This window comes from Clostridium sp. L2-50 (genome assembly GCF_000154245.1).
In the GTDB taxonomy this organism is placed as follows: domain Bacteria; phylum Bacillota; class Clostridia; order Lachnospirales; family Lachnospiraceae; genus Coprococcus.
In genome coordinates this window covers 283,224-303,016 of the sequence record NZ_DS480316.1, presented here as the reverse complement: position 1 = coordinate 303,016, position 19,793 = coordinate 283,224, and the positions used below count along the sequence as shown (strand labels likewise).

Sequence of the window (19,793 nt, the reverse complement as noted above, 5' to 3'; positions counted from 1 at the left end):
ATAGAGAGGAAATGTTATGTCGTATAGTGCAAAAAATATAGAGGTGCTGAAGGGACTGGAGCCTGTAAGACTCAGACCGGGTATGTATATCGGTAACACCGGAAGAAGCGGTCTGAACCATCTGATTCAGGAGCTGATCGATAACTCCGTGGACGAGCACCTTGCAGGTTATTGTAAAAATATATATGTCAGTATCAATGAAGACGGTTCAGCGACCGTGTCAGATGATGGACGGGGTGTTCCTGTTGATATACATGAGACAGAGGGAATACCTGCGGAACGTGTCGTATATACCGTACTGCATGCCGGTGGTAAGTTCAACAGCTCCACATATAAGATCAGTGGTGGTCTTCATGGTGTAGGTTCTGCTGTTGTAAATGCATTATCAAAGAAGCTGCTGGTTGAGGTCGCAAGAGACGGATATCTCTACACGGACAGCTATGAGTATGGCGTTCCGGTAACAGAGCTGACTCCGGAAGGAAATCTGCCGCGTACCCGGTTAAAAGAGAAACGAACCGGAACAAAGGTAACCCTATATCCGGATGATACGATCTTTGAAACAGTAAAATTCAAAGCCGATGCGATCATGCAGAGAATCAAGGAAACGGCATATCTGAATCCGGAGCTTACGATCACATTTCATAATAAGAGAGACGGCAAGGAACCGGTCGTATTCCATCAGCCGGGCGGTCTGTCCGCATTTGTAGAGGATATATCGGAAGGACTTACACATACTTCACCGATCATTGCGATCAGCGGAGAGAAAGAGAATATAACTGCTGATATCGTATTCGTTATGACAGAGGATGGGGAAGAAAACATCATCGGTTTTACAAATAATATCACGAATCCGGAAGGCGGAACACATGTAACAGGTTTCAAGTCAGGATTTGCAAAGCTGATCAACTCGTATGCAAGAAATGAGCTTGGGTTATTAAAGGAAAAGGATGCAAACTTAAGTGGTGCGGATATTCGTTCCGGTATGCAGGCGATCATATCTGTAAAGCATCCGGATCCGCAGTTTGAAGGGCAGACGAAGACGAAGCTGTCGAATACAGACGTTACAAAGGCAGTCGATGATATTGTAAAAGAACAGCTTACTGTTTATTTTGACCGTAACTACGATGTCTTAAAGGATATCTGTGATCGTGCAGTCAGCCTGTCTAAGAAGAAGGCTCTGGAAAAATCCAAGATCAATCTGAATAAATTCTCCTTTGAAGGAAATGGAAAGCTTGCCAAGCAGGAATCCAATGATTCGTCCAAATGCGAGATTTTCATAGTCGAGGGTGATTCTGCCGGTGGCTCTGCTAAAACAGCCAGAAACCGTAAATATCAGGCGATCCTGCCACTTCGTGGTAAGATCTTAAACGTAGAGAAGAAAACAGTAGCCAAGGTTCTTGAGAATGCCGAGATCAAAGCACTTATTAATGCATTTGGATGCGGCTTTATGCAGGGCTATGGCAACGATTTTGATATTAATAAATTAAACTATGACAAGATCATCATTATGACTGATGCCGATGTCGATGGCGCGCATATCGCTACATTGCTTCTGACATTTTTCTATCGGTTTTATCCGGATCTGATCAATGAGGGTCATATTTATATCGCGATCCCGCCGCTTTACAGAGTGGGCGAGGGCAAGCATATGCAGTATCTGTATTCAGATGAAGAACTGAACCGTTATCGAAAGAAGCATACCGGTAAATTCACGATCCAGCGTTACAAAGGTCTTGGAGAAATGGATGCAGACCAGCTCTATGAGACAACGATGAACCCGGAGAGCCGTGTGTTAAAGCAGGTATCGATCAACAGTATCGTGGAAGCAAATAAACTGACACAGACGTTGATGGGAACAGAAGTAGCACCGAGACGAGAATATATTGAGACACACAGTACAGATGCAGTGCTTGATATCTAAGAGGAAAGAGGAAATCTATGTCTGAAAAAATCTTAAATGTTGATTATGAAAGTGAAATGGGACAATCCTATGTAGATTATTCCATGAGCGTTATAACAGAACGTGCGCTCCCTGATGTCAGGGACGGTTTAAAGCCGGTACAGCGTCGTATCCTGTATTCATTAAATGGTCTGGCAGGTTCAGATAAGCCACATCGTAAATGTGCGAGAATCGTCGGTGATACGATGGGTAAATATCACCCACATGGAGACAGTTCAATCTATGAAGGCCTTGTAAATATGGCGCAGAACTGGAAGCTTCCGATCCCGCTTGTAGATCCGCATGGTAACTTTGGTTCGGTAGATGGCTCCGGAGCAGCGGCAATGCGATATACCGAGGCAAGAATATCCAAATATACCGAGGATGTCTGCATGAAGGATCTGTCTTTCTTTAAGGATCAGTTTATTCCAAACTTCGACGGAACAGAGACAGAGCCTACATTTCTTCCGTTTCAGGTTCCGAATATCCTAGTCAGTGGTTCGACCGGAATTGCAGTTGGTATGGCGACCAATATTCCGACACATAATCTCGGAGAAGTGATCGATGCAACCGTGATGTATCTGAATGATCCGGAAGTACCGCTTGAGAATCTGTTAGATGTGATGAAAGGACCGGATTTCGCAACCGGCGGCATCATCAATGCATCCAAGGAAGATCTGATGCAGGTCTATGAAACAGGGCTTGGCAGGATCAAGGTCAGAGGTAAGGTGGAGATCCGTGATATCGGTCATGGAAGAAAAAGTATCTGTGTAACCGAGATCCCGTTTACGATGATCGGTGGAACAGCGAAGTTCTTGGATACGGTTGCAGAGCTTACCAGAAACCGTGAATTACCGGCCGTTGTAGATATCGCTGACCGTGGAGATAAGAACGGAGAATGTTTGTGTATCGATGTAAAGAAGGGTACAACAGATGAAGAAATCCGGAATATCATTAATATTTTATATAAAAAGGCAGGACTTGAGGATACCTTTGGTGTAAATATCAACTGTATTTATGACGGCAAGCCGGAGGTCATGGGACTGAGGCGGATCCTGTCAATCTATACAGATTTCAAATACGGACTATACAATACTAAATACACGAAGTTGTTAGAAAATCAGATGGAAGTACGGGAGATCAAGACCGGTCTTCTTACAGCGGTTGACTGTATCGACCTGATCATAGAGATTCTGCGTGGAAGTAAGAAGGTAGCGGATGCAAAGGCATGTCTGATGCATGGAGATACCTCCAACATTACATTCCGGTTCAAAGGTTCAGAGGCAGATGCAAAGTTCTTATGCTTTACCGAGAAACAGGCAGATGCGATCCTTGCCATGCGTTTACAGAAGCTCATCGGTCTGGAAGTAAATGCCCTTAAGAAAGAACTGGAAGATGCAGAGAAGCTGATCAAGAAGTATTCAAAGCTGCTTGAAAGCAAGAGCAATATGAAGAAGCAGATGATCGCAGATATGTTAGAGATTAAGGAGAAATATGCGATTCCAAGAAAGACTGTGATCGCAGATTGTGGCGAAGTTGTCGTTAAGAAGGCACAGGCAGTCGAGACAGAGGTTGCTGTACTTCTCGATCGTTTCTATTATATCAAGGTCGTTGATGCCAATCTTTATGATAAAAACAAAGCGCAGATCGACAAAGACTACCGGTTCTCATTCAAATGTAAGAACACAGAACGTGTCGGTGTATTTGCAGATAATAATCAGATGTATATGATCAAGGTTGCTGATATCATCAAGCTTCAGGCAAAGAAGAATACCGGTAAAAAGGGAAATGGTTCCGGTCTGATCGGCAGATTGTCGGATAAGGGTATTCAGATCTTTGAATTCTGCAATATGAATGGAAATGAAAACATATTATATATGTGCTGCCTCGAGCAGATCATAGATAAGAACCTGTTATTTGTGACCAAGCATGGTCAGGCAAAGCTGGTTCCGGGAAATAACTACGATGTACTTCGTAAGATGATCGCAGCGTCCAAGCAGGAAGAAGATATCATCTTTATCCATGATGCCGAGATGGAAGATTTCATCGTTGTAAAGAGTATGCTTGGCTACTATGCAAGAATCCAGATCAGCGAGATCCCGGTCAAGGGAAAAGGCGCAGGCTGCATCCGCCTGGTAAACATCACCGACGATGATGAGATCGAAGAAGTAGCAGTCGGCAGCACAAAGGACAGCTTCTTTGTAGATAACACAGAGATCCTGTTTACACGAATCAAAGCATGTAAACGCGGCAGTAAAGGAACAAAGCTGCGGTTGTAGGGAAGAAAGTAAAAGCAGCATATTACCATATTTGCGCTGAAATAGAATTAGGGCAAATTAAATATGAATGTACGGATAAGGCATATCAGATACGGAGGTATCTGGTGTGCCTTTTTTTAGATTCCATCAAAATAAGAGCAGGAGATTGGTTTCTCTTGCTCTTTTATAATATCTGGTCATCATCTGATTTAACATATTTTACTATATCGCAAATAGCACAATCAAGAATTCGACATAGATTATTGAGAGTTTTTTAGAAACATCTTTATTATGTTTTAAATGGTGTAAAGTGCTGTGAGAAATATGATATTTATTAGGGAATATTTCGATTTCATTTGACAAATATATTTAGTTATTGCTTTTACAAAATGATGCATATAAAATAATATTTGGAATAAACATAGCGGGTCTGATTTTTTAGAACAGAGAGAAAATATGCATATAATAGGATTAGTATGGAGGTAGCGATGGGAGAAGATAAAACAAACGACAATATGTATGTCTACACATTTATGGATTATGCAGCGAAAATGGAGAATGGGAATGTAGACAAACAACATGTGAGTGATTTACACAAAAGTATTAAAATTAAAATTAGTGTATCTAATTGTGAACAGAATGAATCACAATTAATGAGAAGATTTTTATATAAATATAGAGGCCAAGGGAGTAAGCGCCAATTCTATAAGAGTACAAAAGATCAAGGTGAGACTTACTATGGATGTCTACCTAATGGAAAAAAAGAAGACGAAGATTTTCTTTATGAATATTCTCTAAAAAGAAATGAAATACATGTCACAACAGTTAACCTCAAAAATGGAGTAATATATCCAGCTAAAAATAATTGTTCAGACGCTAATGCGTTTTATACAGGAGATTTCAGAAGAATTGTAGCGGATGTTTTTTGGATTATATATAAACAACCTAATGATATGAACATTAATATAGAAAGTATCACATTTAGCAAGGCCGATGACGAGGGCAATAAATCTTCAATTACATTTGAAATTGATAGTGAAAGGACTAAATACGAAATTAATAACTGGGATAATGGCTATGTGAGCTTTTGGGGTAAATCTGGAAATGATTTAAAACGAATCGGATTTCCTATATGTCTGAAAGAAGCTGATTTTATATATGAGGATGCTAGTGCATGCTTATATTATGAATTGTCAAATCCTAAACGTAAATTAGTATATTACAAAAGATGTGCGGTAATAACGCAGGAACAGATGAAAAATTGCATAATGGATTATCAGATTATGCTTTTTTCAGGTAAATCTGACGACTTGGGTAAAGGGATATTTTATTACTACAAAGATAAATTATGTCCTAAAATAGTGGTAAAAGATTCGATTATTACAGCTTATGATGTGCGATATCATTTTTATAATGGAGAACAAAAGATAATTTTTAATTCTGAGTTTGATAATGCTAATGATGATTTAAAAGAAATAATTCGAAACTGTAAAGAAAACGAAACTATAAATTATGAAAACCTTGAAAAATCATGTAGGGATAAAGCTTTCTGTGAGTATGGAAAAGATATAAATGGTTTTAAACTTGGAGATAACAACGAGTTTTCTAAAGAAATGGAAGAGGAAAACTGTATTTTAAGTTATGTAGGAGAACCACTAATAAATGCACCACAGAGTGATTATACATGGCGTGAAAAGGTAAATACAATCAAAATATCTTTTAAAGATATAAAAAATTCAGATGTCACAATTAAAAAAGGGAAAATAGGCGACTGCATTTTTAACTATATATATAAAATAGATGAAAATCAAGAAATTCCTATATCTAATACAATTCAAGATATTATATATACATATGAACGATATGGGAATCAGGAATTAGAAAATCTAATTAAAATAGAAAATCTAATTAAAATAGTAGATCAAAATGAAATTGGGGAGACCTTTAATAAGCAACTAGATTTTGTTGAAAAAAACTGGGAAAAAATTAAAGAGATTGTTAAAGAATTAGTCTCTTTATTAAATGAGTTTTGTACTAAATCTAAACTCGAAGCTTTGAAAAAAAAATCACTTAATAAAAATGATTCATATATAAAAGAAATTGAAGATAAATTATTTGATGGTCTGACACCTAATCATGCTGTTGCTATTCAGGTATATGATGAAGTGAAAAAGTGGGAAAAAGCTAAAAAGGAGAATAAAGAACCTAAAATCCCAAATTTTGTGATTATGGGTGCTCCCGGAACAGGAAAAACAACTATAGCAAAACGAATAGCTGATTGTTTTTTTGATGGAGACAAGATAGATAATAATATTGATAAAGAAAATAAGATTATACAATTGTCGCCATCAGATTTAAAAGGAGCATATGTTGGACAGACCATACCCAAAGTATATGAATATCTTAAAGAGGCAAGTGAAAATAAAAAAATATTATTTTTAGATGAAGCATATCTTCTACAACAGGATCAATTTGGACGTGAGGCTTTAGCATACTTACTACCTATTATGAACGGAGATCGTACAGTTATTTCTAAAATGAGAGAAGATAAGGAGGAAAGATTTGATTTTGAGGAAGAAGGACACATAGTTCCTCCAATCTGGATGGCAGGATATGAACATCAAATGCGTAGAACACTTAGTGAAAATCCGGGGTTATATAGGCGAATGGTTAAGCTTGTTTTGCCAAGCCCAATTGCTTCTGCTTTGTACGATAATCTACAGATGCTTGCCAAGGACAATAAAGAATTAATGGAAAAATTTAAAGAATCATCAAACGACATAAAAAGTTACTTTACATGGGCTATAGCTAGGGAAAATGCTGAATACTTTGGAAATTATGCTGGAGTTCAAAAGTTCTTTGAAACATGTGAAGTCCGTGAAGTTGGAAAATCTGATAATGCAGGTGCTATTATAAATAGAATAATAGAAGAGAGTAAAAAAGAAATCAAGGCTCAGTATGTTGCGTTATTATCTAAGGATGAAAAATCAAGAAAATTTATAGTGAGTAGGGATATTGATACAACCTTTGATGACATAATTGGAGATGACGTTAAAGGTAAACTTAAACCAATTGTTAATATGCTTATAAACCATGAAGATTATTGTGAACGTGGAATAAATGTGCCGAAGGGAGCTTTGTTAGCTGGACCTCCGGGTACAGGAAAAACGCTTTTGGCAAGGGCTGTTGCCGGCGAGTTTCAAAAAAATTTGATAGATGAAAGTTCAGATAAGCAGATTGCTTTTATTTCGGTGCTTGGTACGGAACTTCGTACGCCGGAACTCGTTGGGGAATTATTTGCCGAAGCCGATGATTATGATGCTGCTATTATATTCATTGATGAAATAGATTCCATAGGAATAAAACGAGAGTATTCCAGCAATCCTGAGCCTATGTTTCAGCTTTTAAAAGAGATGGATGGTTTTGAACAGAGGACAAATATATTTGTAATGGCTGCAACGAATGCTCCGGAGAGCCTTGATGAGGCATTGAAGCGACCGGGTAGATTTGACAGATATATAGAAGTTTCATATCCAACTGAGGATGACAGAAAAGAAATAATTGAATTGTATGTTAAAAAACTGGCATGGGCTAAAAATGCGCTAAGCGATGATGAAAATGAGACTTTTAATCAATTTCTTGGAGCTATCGCCGATGCAACAAAGTCGTTTACTCCGGCTCAATTGCAGAATCTAATTAATGAAGCTGCAATTGATTTTAATTCACCTATACCATCAGTTCAATGGCAGAACCTAATTAATGAAGCTGCAAAAAAAGCTCAATTGCAGAACCTAATTAATAAAGTTACAGAAAAAACTCAATTGCAGAATGATGAATCTACGTCAGCTCAAAATAATGAGATAATTGAAAGCAGAATTGATGATTTAAAACTTGAAGATCGAATTAAACTAATAATAAAAATAAAAGTATTTGAAATTTTAGTAAAAGAAAAAATAGAACAGCTTAAGATCGGTGATAAAAAACCTAAATCTTCGGATGATAACGAATTTTCATATAAAGAAAATAAAGGCTGTTCAGCTGTTGCAATACATGAAGTCGGTCATGCAATGGTATGCTTGTTACAAGACATGGAGCCTTTTGAAAAAATCACCATAATGCCTCGCGGGAATGCACTTGGTTATGTTATACCGAGTAGTAATAATTCTCTTTGGACCAAAAAAGACTATATTAATCAGATCAGAGTATTTATGGGAGGAAGAGTTGCCGAGGAATTGTTCTATGGTGATGATATATCTGTGGGGGCGGCTCAGGATATTCAGAGTGCTACAAAGCTGGCAGAAGACATGGTTGCTATATATGGAATGTCTGAAAAAATAGGAATTATGGCTGTTAAGAATGATTCAACTAATTTTCTTGGCAGCAATTCTAGATATGATTGTTCCGAAACATTCAGATATGATGTGGATCTTGAAGTCAGAAATCTGTTGAGAACACAGTTGGAAATTGTCAGAGAAGAATTAAAAAAACAAAAGGACATTATCGAAAAAATGGCTGAAATAGTGTATGGAAAAGAAACTATGACAGGAGAAGAGTTTAAAAAAGAGTTTGAGAATATAAATAAGACAGGAAGTGAATAAAAACCGTAAAAAAGCTATACGTCCTATGATGATAGGAAAAGATACATGTTTTTCTTCCCTGGCAGGTCTGTATGACTGTTAGGGAAGAGCGTATTTTTACGGGATCACGCTTGACTGTATCTATTTTCTAGATAGAGAATCGTTTTTGTTCGGAAAATTAAACATAGAATACAGGTCATATAGAGCATCTTCTATTTCAGCCAATTTTTTTCCGATGTTACAACCACAGTTACAACCATCAATATTATATTCCCATTCGCGTATGTCTTTTGCGTCCTTGTTTTGAATCCTGTTTTTGTCGCTATTTAATTCACAGGCTCTTATTTTAGAGTAATGATTGCAGTAACGACAATTATTATTCATATAATGTCCGTAGAGTCCTATAAAATTCCATAGAGCTTTTCGAACCTCAGCTTTATCTTGAGAATCCAGAGCATTTTGGATATTATTTTCCGGCTTTTGATCTTTTTTATTAAGAACATTCTCATTAAGAAAATTTGATATGAAGAATATATTGTTAAATTTTCTAAAATATAGTTTTATAAATAACCTATATTTTTCTTTATCAAATTTATAATCTTTAGTTATAGTCTTGGCAATATTTTCAGCTTCATTTATATATGCCTCAGAATTTATGTAAGAAGCATCCACTCCTTTTTGAAATGTTTTCATTGCTGTTTGGTAACATATAGTATCATATTTTTCGAGAATACTATCCATAATATCGTAATCGCGGGTATGGTCATAAAATTTTATCCTGCTATTATAATTTTGTGGATGATTTCCTTTATAGTTGTTACCAAGTGCTATAAAAGGATGGCAGAGTTCGTAAGGCGGAGAGTTAGTAAGTTTATTGTATATATCTATTCCCTCGAATCCCTTTTTTTCAACATATATTATGAGTAGAAATTGTGCGATTATTTTATGTATACATGTATTATAACTATTATTTCTGGTGTATGCGTTAACAGAAGAAAAATTTTCCGGCATTATCAGAATATGTAAATATTTATATATTTGATAAATGGCAATATTTATAGCTGTAATTTTGCAGTATTTATTTAGCATGTCTGGATTTTTATCAGCAAACATCGGATAGTACTTATTTTGTTTATCTGTTGAACTCACGGAATTGGCATTGTCGGTTATTGCATTTATTAATTCACTATATTTTTCAACATAGCTAAATAAAGAAAGCTGTTCGGGACTCTTATTTATAGGTATCTCTTTACTCCATAGTCGTCTAACAGTAAAAAGAAGCTGTTCTATAATTAACTCCGGATTATTATAATAGTAAGACAGCAAATTCATGTTTGATATGTTCTTTAAACGAAGATTTTTGTTTAAATTTATTATAGCTTTTTTTTCGGATTTTGTATAATTGTTATTATTTTCTAAAAAGCGTTTTGGTTTTTTTATATATGGAGCCAAAAGCGTTATAAGGGCAGCATCACATTCAATGATTTTACCCTTAAATTGGTCTTCTAAAGTTGTGTAAAATACACCCGTTAAAGCTGTCATTATTTCAGCAGTATATCTTCCGTAGGTTGTTTTGGCTGATAATGCATTTTCTGAATAGGAAGTATTTGCTGTGCCTTTAACTCTAGGTAGATAAGGATAGTATATTACACCATCTGCGAGATCTTCCAATAGTAATGTATGGGAAATTTCTGAACTACATTTACTTCGTGTTCTCAGAAGATAAGTATAAATATTTTCTGCAATAAATGTATATAGGTCACCTGTGGTGGCATCACATTCATTGTCTGTAAAATACTTTGCATTAAGCAGATCAATAATGTTATAAAAAGTATTTCCATCTGCAGGTGCATTTTTATCAATAGTAGTTGAGAAACTTATTATTTGGGGAATTTGCGAATTTTCTGAATTTGGGTGAAGCTTTTTATACGATTCTATCGAGTCTATGGCCCAATGAGAGAACATTGTATGAAGTAAAATGAGCAGTGCCTTTCCATTTTCTTCTTTAACAGTGTCCGTTTCATAAAGTTGTGTTTTTTCTTTGTCCATTATAAATTTCCTCGTTAGTTATATCTTTATATGTAAAGAATGCTAATATTGTTTCAGATTTAGAATAACATAATGTTATAGTATGTTCAATTATTGTGGTTATGAAAATAAATAGGTGTTTCGAAAAAAGTTGGTACTTGTAAGGGATGGAATAGAAAGACGATTTAATATATACTTTTTTTATCAAAATTTATATCATTTTTTCGAGAAATAAATAATCGTTTTTTTGACAAATTATTTATTGAGTAATAAAAAGAAGGAACAAAACAATATGGGAGATATAAGTATTATTGCAAGGAGGCTGGATAATGGACATGTTCAGTATGGATGGAGTGGTAATGGCGGTTATTTTAATGTAGTAGGTCGACGACTCCTTTCCTGGTATCAGGATCCTAAGGATGTTGATTATCTTTTTAATTTAGGACAGACTAGACTGATAGGGAAAAAGGGAAGTGAATATGGGGATTATCATTGGTCGGTCTCACATCAGCTTACTGGAGACCCTTTTTGGCTAGGCAATACGGAACGATGTATTTTTGATAAAATAGCATTTATTGATTATGGATATTTTTATGATTTGGATCATGTGTGGTATTATATAGTTCCTGGTCCATTTAGAATAAAAATACATACAAAGTTGATAGAAGAGAATTTGGATGAAGCAGGGTACGAGTTTAATTTTTTGAGAAAAGTTGAAGATAAAATACTAAGATATGTTTTGAATAATTACGGAAAAACAGATCGGGATTTTATAAAATATATTGAAGATGAAGGTTATGACATTGACGATATAAAAAGAGAAATAAGTATAGATGGAAAATTGTCTATTATAAAATTTTATCAAAAATATAAAAAGATATATTATTATTTTGATGACTGGATACTTATTAAATCGAATAAGCACAATACTGAGATTGAAGATATTATAGTAAAGAAACAAGGTGAACACCATATCGAGACGTGTGAATGGTAATACTTAAAATTCTATTATGATTCTCATATAAGTGCGGTTTCGAAGAGAAAAATAATAATAGAAATTAGAAATTAGAAATGAAAAATATTTATATAGTAAAAAATTTCTGGAATTAGAAAGACAAGGAGTATTTTTATGAACAGGACAGTTACTTTTGTTATAGGTGCTACAGCTTCAGGAAAAACAACTTTTATCAACAATCATTTTTCTGGAAATCAAAGCACTGTAAAATTAAATATATACGATTATCAGCAAGCAGCTTATAAAGAATTGGGGAATGATAAATTTATCCCATTTGAGCAAGCACGTCTATGCTTGCACAGAGCAAATAAATACCTTTTATTAGATATCATTAAAGCATTGCAAGAAGATAAAAATGTAGTAGTTGAACAAACTTTATACAAAGCAAAGCGTAGAATATCATATATAGATATTATTCGTAATGAATTTAAAGATATATTTATTGAGATATATGTGATGTGTCCGAGCGATTCTGTTTGGAATACATATATAAACGAACGAAAATTAGATTCTTCTGTCCAGTGGTTAAAATCCAATGCAAAAGAAATAGAATTTCCTAATGTCTGCGAAGGCTTTGATAAAATATATGAGGTTATAGATGGCAATATCAGATTGCGAATGGATGCTTCTAAGCCTGAAATTATTGACGCAGCCCACAAAGAACTTGCTGAAGAGGCACAACAAATGGAACAAAAGAAAGAAAAAGATATACAACGTTTAGAATTGTTTGAAAGTATGAATTTTCGCCCGTTCTGGCATTATTGTGAAGTTTGTGGTACAAAGATTTTTTGTACCGCACAAGAGGCTTTTGAAGCGGGATGGGACTACCCACCTAAGATTGGCACATTTGGTTTATTAGGTCCTCGTACTTGTGGAAATTGTCTGTTAACTGATACATTATTTTTTAGAGTATATCAACAGGAAAATTCCATTGTCATTGAAAGAAATTTGACAGAGAAAGAAGCACAAACTTGGCAACGAATAAAAAACGAACCGGAAAGTTTGCTTGAACCAGAAAAGTAATATAAATTAAATTTGAATGGCAGGTAATAAAATGATAATTGCAGGTTTTTCAGGTATAGGTAAAACAACATTTGCTAAAAAAAATACAAATGTTATTGATCTAAACATTATGCCTTATAAGTATATTAATTTAAAAGAAATCAGTGACAGTTACAATGATGAAACTATTAAAGCTGCTTCCGAACTAATTTTAAATCCTAACTGGCGATACGAATATTATGATAATTTTTTATCACTCTGCAAAGCGGAGTCTAATAAAATAATTTTGATTCCAACTGATATACAAATAATGAGTTGGCTATATTGTGATAATCTTCCATTCACTCTTGTTTTTCCGGCATATGAATTGAAAGATGAATACAGAAACAGGTATTTAAAACGAGGAAATACAGATGATTTTATAGAGGTTTTTATAGGAAATTGGGATTATTGGATTGATATGTTAAAAAAGCAAAAGGGATGTAAAAAAGTCGTATTAAAAACAAATGAGTTTTTATCAGATGTAATAAATATGAGATCAGCGTCTAATTGACATTGAGTAATTGCAGATTAGCGTTAAATTGACATTGAAATGCTAAAATTGTATAATTAATACAATCATAAGGATGAGTGCAATTAGATGCCGCTTAGTTTATAAAGCGGCTATTTTTATATATTTGTTTGTAAATGTAGAGCATCATTTAGAATGCTGAATCTATACTAATTTGGAGGGATTTTCTATGAAGAACTTAAATATATTTAATTCTGATGATATACAAATATGTTCCAAACTTAGAAATGCTTTGAATGATGAATTTACAATGCAATATAAGAATGGTATTTATGGTTATATTCAGAGAAGAATGACATACAGTTCAAATCACATAGAGGGAAGTACATTAACAGAAGATCAGACCAGCTTAATCTTTGATACAAAGACTTTAGATGCAAATGGTTTTGTTGTACGGATGAAGGATGTAGAAGAAGCACAAGGACATTTTTTGGCTTTTAATCATCTGATTAAAACTATAGATGGTGCATTGACGGAAGATATTATAAAAGCATTTCACTATTGTTTAAAGGCTGGTGTTTTTGAAGATCGTTTAAATGGGTATGCTATCGGTGAGTATAAAAAGAGAGCAAATATAGTTGGTGATACAGAAACAGTATTTCCCAAAGATGTACCAATTATAATGAAAAATCTTTTAGAAGAATATTCTAAAGGTAAAATTGATTTAAGAGCATTAGCTATTTTTCATGCAAAGTTTGAGAAAATTCACCCATTTCAGGATGGTAATGGGAGAGTGGGAAGATTAATCTTATTTCGTGAAGCATTACACAATGATATATGCCCCTTTATAATCAGTGAAACAGCAAGAATAGAGTATGTAAACGCAATTAAAATGGCACAAAGTGGAGATGAGACACAGCTTCTTGCTTTATTTCAGAGGGAACAGGATAAATTTAGAGATAAGTTATCTTATTTCTTTGATAATAACTTAGAATAACCAGCAATTAGATTTATTATATGCTAAATTGGAGGATCTGTTATGAAAAATTTAGATATATTTGATTCTAATGAATTAAAGATTTTTAATGCTTCTGATTTGCTTAGCTTACAGTGTAGAAGTACTTCTAAGGGAAATCAGATGAAGTGGTATGATAGTAAAAATGATATTTATATAAAAGCACAATTTTATTTTCAAGATAAATTCTGGCGTGATGATTTGGTAGAATGTGTTGCAGCTCAGCTAGGAAAACAATTTTGTTTAACAGACAAGAGAGTTCAGATTTTGGAGCAATCTCCTTGTAAAATCGATTTAGGCTACAATACAATTTATGGAGTATATTCTAAAAATTTTTGTACTCAAGGTGAAGTATTTGTTCCATTTTCCAGAATCTTAAGTGCTAAAAAGATACAATTTCCTTATTCCGGTTCCATAGAGACCAAGTGGATTTTTGCCCTTGATACCTTAAATAATTTGACTAAGTCAGACTGTTCAGATTATTTACTTGTCATGTCTCTGTTAGACTTTTTAGTAGGAAATGAAGATAGGCATCTAAGTAATTTCGGTATTATCTATTGTGATGGTAAGTTCAGGATTTCTCCTTTATTTGATTTCGGATTGGGCTTATTTGAACATGATAGAAAATACGAAAATTTACCTTTAAAACAGTGTATTTCAAAAATGGAATGTAAACCATTTGCACGGCATAATGAAGATTTAATAGCATTTATTTCAGATAAGTATGATATACAAAAGTATTTACCAGAGAAGTTTGATTTGACTGGTATTGAGTTACCTTCATTAAAGGCAAGTTCTTATATTCTAAATCGAGCAAAAATATTAAATGTTGAGGTGATAGGAGTATGAAAAGTTTTGGTGACTTAAAGGGTACTATTATGAAAAAAGATGTACCAATTGTATCCTTCAGATTTGCCGGTGGGGTATTACAAGATTTCAAAATTTTAGTATCTGATCGTGGTATACTGCCATACACATATTTACTTTGTGATGGAGATGATTACCTTGCAACAGAATTATTTATAGATGATCGCGTGGTACCGGAAACAAGACAGGGATTAACAAAAGAATTGCATGCAGTTGGAATTCCTTATTACGACCCGGTACTTTTAATTAAGTACAACAAAGGAATTTCAGTTGAAGATGATTATTGGATAAATGTAGAGCAGTAAGATGTGATAAGGTAGAAAGTTCATTATTACCAAGCCCTTTTTAGCTGGAGAATATTTAAAATATAGTGCAGAACAGTTAGATATGGAGGTTATAATATGCGATTAGGTCGTTTTTGTTGTGACGTAATGCTTGAACAGAAAGTGTTGATGTCTCTTGATGTACGTGATGATTTTATAACTTATGAGGTATATGACGAGAAACAGCTTAATAATATATGGGAATTTAGAAATGAAATCACTGAAGGAAATATTTACGAGTGGCTGCTCAGCAGGTTGCCGGATGATAATCGTCAAAACTTGCTTTCTGAATGTGCTAAATATGGAATAAGGCCAATAGGAGCTGACATATTTAGGATTAGTGAAGGAAAGCAGCTATATGATAGGTATTGGTTTAAATTTCCAGATAGTAAGAACACTTAGTTGGAGGTTTGAGTATGTTAAATATTGTATTTGGCAGAGAGAATTTAGAAGAATTTGAATTAGATGCCAGATTGATTTTCAGACGTAATAAAAAGCCGGAGTGGTTTCAAGATGAATTTGTGAGGCAGTTTTTAAAAGAAATAGATGGGACCACTGTTTTATTTGAGGAAGCATTATTAGACTATAAAGGCAGAGGAATTAGCACAGAAATGATTTCAACTGGTTGCAAAACATTATGCTGTATTTATTTTCTGAATGGATGGTTTTATGGATCCTTATTAGGAGATAATTGCGTTCCATTTCTTTTAAAAATTGCAGAAAAGAAAGACGTTAGTATTATGCTTGAACATTATATGGATATACCGGATGAAGATTTTATAAGTAATGATATACGAGTAAATGGCTCTCGGGTTACTGTTGAGGAATATGAAGATGATTATTGTTTGTGGTGTGCAACTGAAGAGGAGGATCCTGATGAAGATTAGTTTTCAGTTTTCAGATCATGAGTTCAGTATCGAAATAATTAGCAAATATACATGTTTTATTGGAAAAGACAGCGGAGAGGGCAAGACAGAATTGTTAAGCTTAATAGAAAAATCATTTATTCATATGCATTACCAGATCTTTACCTTTGTCCATTGTGTGAAAGAAGTAAACTTGAATGATAGATATATATACAGATAAAAAAGACTCAAAGGACTGGATACTTCAAAACGATTTGTATTTTAATTTGAATACAGGTAATGAAGAAATGTCTCAATATGAAATAAGTCTCATTCAGCAAGTAGATGAGGCGAAGCTGACACCAGATAAGCATATTGAAACAAAATATGGTTTAGGTATAATCCGTAATTTGTCATCCGGCTGCAAGACCTTACTTAATATTGTGAAGCATCCCGATAAGGTGGTGAATGTAGAGGAATGTGGTCAGAATGTGCTTAATATCATTTTTACTATGGATAATATAAGAATTTATATGTCCAGACCAACGCTTTTTAATATTCCGGATGGTGTGCGAATCAGATTCAACGATTCTGATATAGTGACCGGAGGAAGAGGATATAATACTTGGTGGGGCAAGGAGTATGAAAGGAGAGAAGCAGATGATTTATAAGAATATTAAATTTAGAGCAGATCCGTTTTCGTACAATCTGGAATTTGATGACAGAATAACTCTTGTTGGTGGAGATAGCGGTACCGGTAAAACTGTGCTTTATGAAATGTTAGAAGATTTACGATTAACTGATGAATACAATGCTATAAAATTGTTTAATTACAAATCGGATAATTTCTTGAAATCAATTAAACAGTGCAGAGATAATTTTATTTTGGTTGATAATGCCGATAATTTGATTAATGATGAGGTCAGACGTTTTATTAATTTTGAGCCATCGAACCAATATATGCTTTTTCTGCGAAATTGTGATGACCTCAATGTTTCTGATAAGAGCTTTAAGGTGTTGAAGTTTGACAATAATAGGATAACACTGGAAACGGAGTTGTGATATGAAATATTTATGGACAGAGGATACCGGTGCAGGGTTTCACTTCTGGAGATTAGTTAATTAGTTTTTCTTTGATAATGAGCTTGTAGTCGAGAGTAAGGGAAGTAATCAGGGATTATTGGATGCATTATCAGATTTGGCTGTTACAGATGATGATAAATATTATATATGTTTTATTGGAGGTTGTTGCTATATGATGATGCTTTTTTCACCATTAGATTTAAGGCATCTTATATGGGCTATCGCCAGAGACTCCAGTGGGAGCAGTGGATCTTTCTTAAAATCTGAAGAGATTATAGATGGAATAAAATATTATTATAAAATGTCTTCATATAATTCAATAGATGGTTTTTGGGGATTCGAGAGTATAAACGAGGTTATTTGCAAAAATATTGCAAACGCTCTTGGCTATGATTGCTTACAGTATGAGTTGATACAAGCATTAGTTGTAGTTGATAATAAAGAGTATACTACATGGCTAACTAGATCTGCCAGCTTCAAACAAAGTGGTATGAAATCTTTATCGTTTGGTGCTTTTTATGATTTAAAACATATGGAAAATGAGGACCCAATTACATTTTTAAAAAGAATTGGATATGGAAAATATCTCTACGACATGCTCACATTAGATTATTTAGTGTGCAATAGGGATAGACATAGTTCAAACCTAGAGATATTATTTAAGAATGGTAACTATAATTTAGCATTTTTATTTGATCACGGTTTATCCCTTATGTGCTCTTGCAGATTTAAAGATGACTTTGAAAAATTTGACATTAGTAAATCTGGCCCGGTAAATAATTTTATTGGAAGCAAAGATCTGATTGAAAATTTAAAGTATGTTCCACGATCATATCTCAAAGAGCTTAGTTATCCAAAAGATATTTTTAAAGGAATAGATAGAGATTCAGCTCCCGATTATTATTGGGAAAATATTCAGCATATGTTTGATTGGAGGTTTGAGTATGTTAAGAACTTATAAGATAGTTGATCCTAAAGGTGTTTCATGTGGTATTTTGACATATGATACTGAAAAGGATTCCTATGAAGTTGATACTAGTAGAGATTATCCAATAGAGGATATGCCAGCATTTCTTGCTACCGCAGCATATCAGGGAATGTATCATCTGGATAATCACTATGCACTTATGTTTGTTCGGGAGCGAGTGATTCCACCGGACAGGCAAAATATTGGAGAAATTCTTAGGATAATTGGAGCACCATACTATACTGAATTTGTAATTTTAGACTATCTAAAAGGTAGATGTGTGAGAGATGAATTTACTTTAAGAGAGATAACGCAATAATTATTAATAAACAAACAGATAGAGCAACTGTAAAAGGTTGTCTCATTATTACTAAATGGTTTAGCAGAAAAGAACATGTTAAAGATAGGATATGGTAGACCTGACGATTGTATTTATGCAGTGGATTTAGAATTTGAGGAACAATTCGAATACTCTTGGTTAAAGAATGCAATTAATATAAAAATACTAAATGAGATAGACAATGCAATTGTCACACCTATTGGTATACAGGATAAAGACAATGAAGATATACTGTTTAGTATCTTTGAAATTAGTACCGGTGCCAAAGCATTGATGCTCTGTAATATGAATAAATCTATCAAAATTTGGGGAACTATTTTTGGAGATAATTGCAATAGTATTTTACTTGAGTTAGAACAAACGCATGATATTACTATATATTTGCAACATCTTGCTAAGTTTCCATCAGATAAATTTCAGGCTTATAGCTTGCTGAAGCAGCGTCTATATAAAGACTATGCAGAGTATGAAAAGGAAGCTAGATGGGAGTTAGTGCCATGATCATAGAATTAAAGAATAGAAAAGAAAAGTTCAATTTTAAAATGAGTGGCAAATATAACATTATTACAGGAAATTCTGGCACAAAGAAAACTTATTTTTTAAAAACGTTAGCGAAATACAAAAGAAACGTTAGCTCAGTATTTTGTACTATCGTTGACGATTTTGGTAATAAGATTGATAAAGATAAAATATTTATCCTGGAAAATGAGTCTACCCTGAGTGTTGATTATCATTTAATTTTTAATTCAGTACAGGGAGCAGTTTTTATTATAGATGAAACGAGTGAAATTCTATCCAAATGGGATATTGGTAAAGTTTTTAAGGAATCAAAGAACTATTTTATAATAATTACTAGAGAAATATTAGGCTGGTTACCAATTAGCGTTGACAGCATTTATACTTTACAGTCTATAAATGATACTATTGTAAATGTGTCAAAATTTTGTAAGTTAAATTCGGATATCTGATGAAGGTTTTAGTATAACCATGTTATCAGATTCAATTCTTTTTTCGTGTAGAACC

19 protein-coding genes are annotated in these 19,793 nt (G+C 34.0%); 18 read left to right on the top strand and 1 reads right to left on the bottom strand.

Annotation, left to right across the window (positions count from 1 at the left end; all coding sequences use genetic code 11):
* Positions 1-16 precede the first annotated feature (16 nt).
* From CLOL250_RS04625 to CLOL250_RS04615, 3 genes are all read left to right on the top strand, one after another.
* Positions 17-1,921 carry a DNA gyrase/topoisomerase IV subunit B gene (locus tag CLOL250_RS04625; RefSeq protein WP_008401000.1) on the top strand — a complete coding sequence of 635 codons (1,905 nt, stop codon included), beginning with the start codon at positions 17-19 and terminating at the stop codon, positions 1,919-1,921.
* 17 nt (positions 1,922-1,938) lie between these two features.
* Positions 1,939-4,218, top strand: a complete 2,280-nt coding sequence (locus tag CLOL250_RS04620) for a DNA gyrase/topoisomerase IV subunit A (RefSeq protein ID WP_008400998.1) — start codon at positions 1,939-1,941, stop codon at positions 4,216-4,218.
* Between the two features lie 467 nt (positions 4,219-4,685).
* Entirely contained in the window at positions 4,686-8,795 is a 4,110-nt protein-coding gene (locus CLOL250_RS04615; protein ID WP_044945003.1) for an AAA family ATPase, read from the top strand.
* A 120-nt stretch (positions 8,796-8,915) separates the two neighbouring features.
* Here CLOL250_RS04615 and CLOL250_RS04610 read toward each other — a convergent pair whose 3' ends face one another.
* Positions 8,916-10,823, bottom strand: coding sequence for a hypothetical protein (locus tag CLOL250_RS04610; protein ID WP_008400996.1), 1,908 nt, complete (start codon positions 10,821-10,823; stop codon positions 8,916-8,918).
* A gap of 241 nt (positions 10,824-11,064) precedes the next feature.
* On the opposite strand from CLOL250_RS04610, the gene CLOL250_RS04605 reads away from it, so the two are divergent.
* The 15 genes from CLOL250_RS04605 (at position 11,065) to CLOL250_RS04535 (ending at position 19,738) form a co-directional block, all read left to right on the top strand.
* On the top strand, positions 11,065-11,796 hold the full coding sequence (locus CLOL250_RS04605; protein WP_008400995.1) for a hypothetical protein: 732 nt from the start codon (positions 11,065-11,067) through the stop codon (positions 11,794-11,796).
* Between the two features lie 135 nt (positions 11,797-11,931).
* Complete coding sequence (locus CLOL250_RS13650; protein ID WP_008400993.1) at positions 11,932-12,840, top strand: AAA family ATPase; 909 nt, start codon at positions 11,932-11,934, stop codon at positions 12,838-12,840.
* Between the two features lie 16 nt (positions 12,841-12,856).
* Entirely contained in the window at positions 12,857-13,372 is a 516-nt protein-coding gene (locus CLOL250_RS13265; RefSeq protein WP_008400992.1) for an ATP-binding protein, read from the top strand.
* Positions 13,373-13,559: 187 nt separating this feature from the next.
* Complete coding sequence (locus tag CLOL250_RS04590) at positions 13,560-14,327, top strand: Fic family protein (protein ID WP_008400990.1); 768 nt, start codon at positions 13,560-13,562, stop codon at positions 14,325-14,327.
* Positions 14,328-14,369: 42 nt separating this feature from the next.
* A complete protein-coding gene (locus tag CLOL250_RS04585; RefSeq protein WP_008400989.1) occupies positions 14,370-15,194 on the top strand; it encodes a hypothetical protein in 825 nt (274 codons plus the stop codon).
* Positions 15,191-15,517, top strand: coding sequence for a hypothetical protein (locus tag CLOL250_RS04580; protein ID WP_008400988.1), 327 nt, complete (start codon positions 15,191-15,193; stop codon positions 15,515-15,517). The genes CLOL250_RS04585 and CLOL250_RS04580 overlap by 4 nt, the downstream gene beginning before the upstream one ends.
* A 96-nt stretch (positions 15,518-15,613) precedes the next feature.
* Positions 15,614-15,937: a hypothetical protein gene (locus tag CLOL250_RS04575; protein WP_044944999.1), complete on the top strand. Its 324-nt coding sequence runs from the start codon at positions 15,614-15,616 to the stop codon at positions 15,935-15,937.
* Positions 15,938-15,951: 14 nt separating this feature from the next.
* Positions 15,952-16,422 (top strand): DUF4869 domain-containing protein, encoded by a 471-nt coding sequence (locus tag CLOL250_RS13260; RefSeq protein ID WP_008400985.1) that lies wholly within the window; start codon positions 15,952-15,954, stop codon positions 16,420-16,422.
* On the top strand, positions 16,412-16,621 hold the full coding sequence (locus tag CLOL250_RS04565) for a hypothetical protein (RefSeq protein ID WP_008400984.1): 210 nt from the start codon (positions 16,412-16,414) through the stop codon (positions 16,619-16,621). Before CLOL250_RS13260 ends, CLOL250_RS04565 begins: the two co-directional genes overlap by 11 nt.
* Complete coding sequence (locus tag CLOL250_RS04560; protein ID WP_008400983.1) at positions 16,599-17,051, top strand: DUF4869 domain-containing protein; 453 nt, start codon at positions 16,599-16,601, stop codon at positions 17,049-17,051. Before CLOL250_RS04565 ends, CLOL250_RS04560 begins: the two co-directional genes overlap by 23 nt.
* Positions 17,023-17,442 carry an ATPase gene (locus CLOL250_RS04555; protein ID WP_008400982.1) on the top strand — a complete coding sequence of 140 codons (420 nt, stop codon included), beginning with the start codon at positions 17,023-17,025 and terminating at the stop codon, positions 17,440-17,442. Before CLOL250_RS04560 ends, CLOL250_RS04555 begins: the two co-directional genes overlap by 29 nt.
* A 193-nt stretch (positions 17,443-17,635) precedes the next feature.
* Positions 17,636-18,424, top strand: coding sequence for a hypothetical protein (locus tag CLOL250_RS04550; protein WP_008400981.1), 789 nt, complete (start codon positions 17,636-17,638; stop codon positions 18,422-18,424).
* Complete coding sequence (locus CLOL250_RS04545; RefSeq protein WP_008400980.1) at positions 18,408-18,749, top strand: hypothetical protein; 342 nt, start codon at positions 18,408-18,410, stop codon at positions 18,747-18,749. Before CLOL250_RS04550 ends, CLOL250_RS04545 begins: the two co-directional genes overlap by 17 nt.
* A 75-nt stretch (positions 18,750-18,824) precedes the next feature.
* Entirely contained in the window at positions 18,825-19,271 is a 447-nt protein-coding gene (locus tag CLOL250_RS04540) for a DUF4869 domain-containing protein (RefSeq protein WP_008400979.1), read from the top strand.
* The gene (locus tag CLOL250_RS04535; RefSeq protein WP_008400978.1) at positions 19,268-19,738 is read left to right on the top strand and encodes a hypothetical protein; all 471 of its coding nucleotides are present in this window, start codon (positions 19,268-19,270) and stop codon (positions 19,736-19,738) included. The genes CLOL250_RS04540 and CLOL250_RS04535 overlap by 4 nt, the downstream gene beginning before the upstream one ends.
* Positions 19,739-19,793 lie beyond the last annotated feature (55 nt).

What these genes read in the sequence shown, in the direction of transcription:
- CLOL250_RS04560 (WP_008400983.1), top strand. Translation starts at nt 16,599, where the DNA reads ATGATAGATATATATACAGATAAAAAAGACTCAAAGGACTGGATACTT.
- CLOL250_RS04540 (WP_008400979.1), top strand. Translation starts at nt 18,825, where the DNA reads ATGTTAAAGATAGGATATGGTAGACCTGACGATTGTATTTATGCAGTG.
- CLOL250_RS04550 (WP_008400981.1), top strand. Translation starts at nt 17,636, where the DNA reads ATGATGATGCTTTTTTCACCATTAGATTTAAGGCATCTTATATGGGCT.
- CLOL250_RS04580 (WP_008400988.1), top strand. Translation starts at nt 15,191, where the DNA reads ATGAAAAGTTTTGGTGACTTAAAGGGTACTATTATGAAAAAAGATGTA.
- CLOL250_RS04590 (WP_008400990.1), top strand. Translation starts at nt 13,560, where the DNA reads ATGAAGAACTTAAATATATTTAATTCTGATGATATACAAATATGTTCC.
- CLOL250_RS04585 (WP_008400989.1), top strand. Translation starts at nt 14,370, where the DNA reads ATGAAAAATTTAGATATATTTGATTCTAATGAATTAAAGATTTTTAAT.
- CLOL250_RS04610 (WP_008400996.1), bottom strand. Translation starts at nt 10,823, where the DNA reads ATGGACAAAGAAAAAACACAACTTTATGAAACGGACACTGTTAAAGAA.
- CLOL250_RS04615 (WP_044945003.1), top strand. Translation starts at nt 4,686, where the DNA reads ATGGGAGAAGATAAAACAAACGACAATATGTATGTCTACACATTTATG.
- CLOL250_RS13650 (WP_008400993.1), top strand. Translation starts at nt 11,932, where the DNA reads ATGAACAGGACAGTTACTTTTGTTATAGGTGCTACAGCTTCAGGAAAA.
- CLOL250_RS04625 (WP_008401000.1), top strand. Translation starts at nt 17, where the DNA reads ATGTCGTATAGTGCAAAAAATATAGAGGTGCTGAAGGGACTGGAGCCT.
- CLOL250_RS13265 (WP_008400992.1), top strand. Translation starts at nt 12,857, where the DNA reads ATGGCAGGTAATAAAATGATAATTGCAGGTTTTTCAGGTATAGGTAAA.
- CLOL250_RS04575 (WP_044944999.1), top strand. Translation starts at nt 15,614, where the DNA reads ATGCGATTAGGTCGTTTTTGTTGTGACGTAATGCTTGAACAGAAAGTG.
- CLOL250_RS04555 (WP_008400982.1), top strand. Translation starts at nt 17,023, where the DNA reads ATGAAAGGAGAGAAGCAGATGATTTATAAGAATATTAAATTTAGAGCA.
- CLOL250_RS04535 (WP_008400978.1), top strand. Translation starts at nt 19,268, where the DNA reads ATGATCATAGAATTAAAGAATAGAAAAGAAAAGTTCAATTTTAAAATG.
- CLOL250_RS04545 (WP_008400980.1), top strand. Translation starts at nt 18,408, where the DNA reads ATGTTAAGAACTTATAAGATAGTTGATCCTAAAGGTGTTTCATGTGGT.
- CLOL250_RS13260 (WP_008400985.1), top strand. Translation starts at nt 15,952, where the DNA reads ATGTTAAATATTGTATTTGGCAGAGAGAATTTAGAAGAATTTGAATTA.
- CLOL250_RS04565 (WP_008400984.1), top strand. Translation starts at nt 16,412, where the DNA reads ATGAAGATTAGTTTTCAGTTTTCAGATCATGAGTTCAGTATCGAAATA.
- CLOL250_RS04620 (WP_008400998.1), top strand. Translation starts at nt 1,939, where the DNA reads ATGTCTGAAAAAATCTTAAATGTTGATTATGAAAGTGAAATGGGACAA.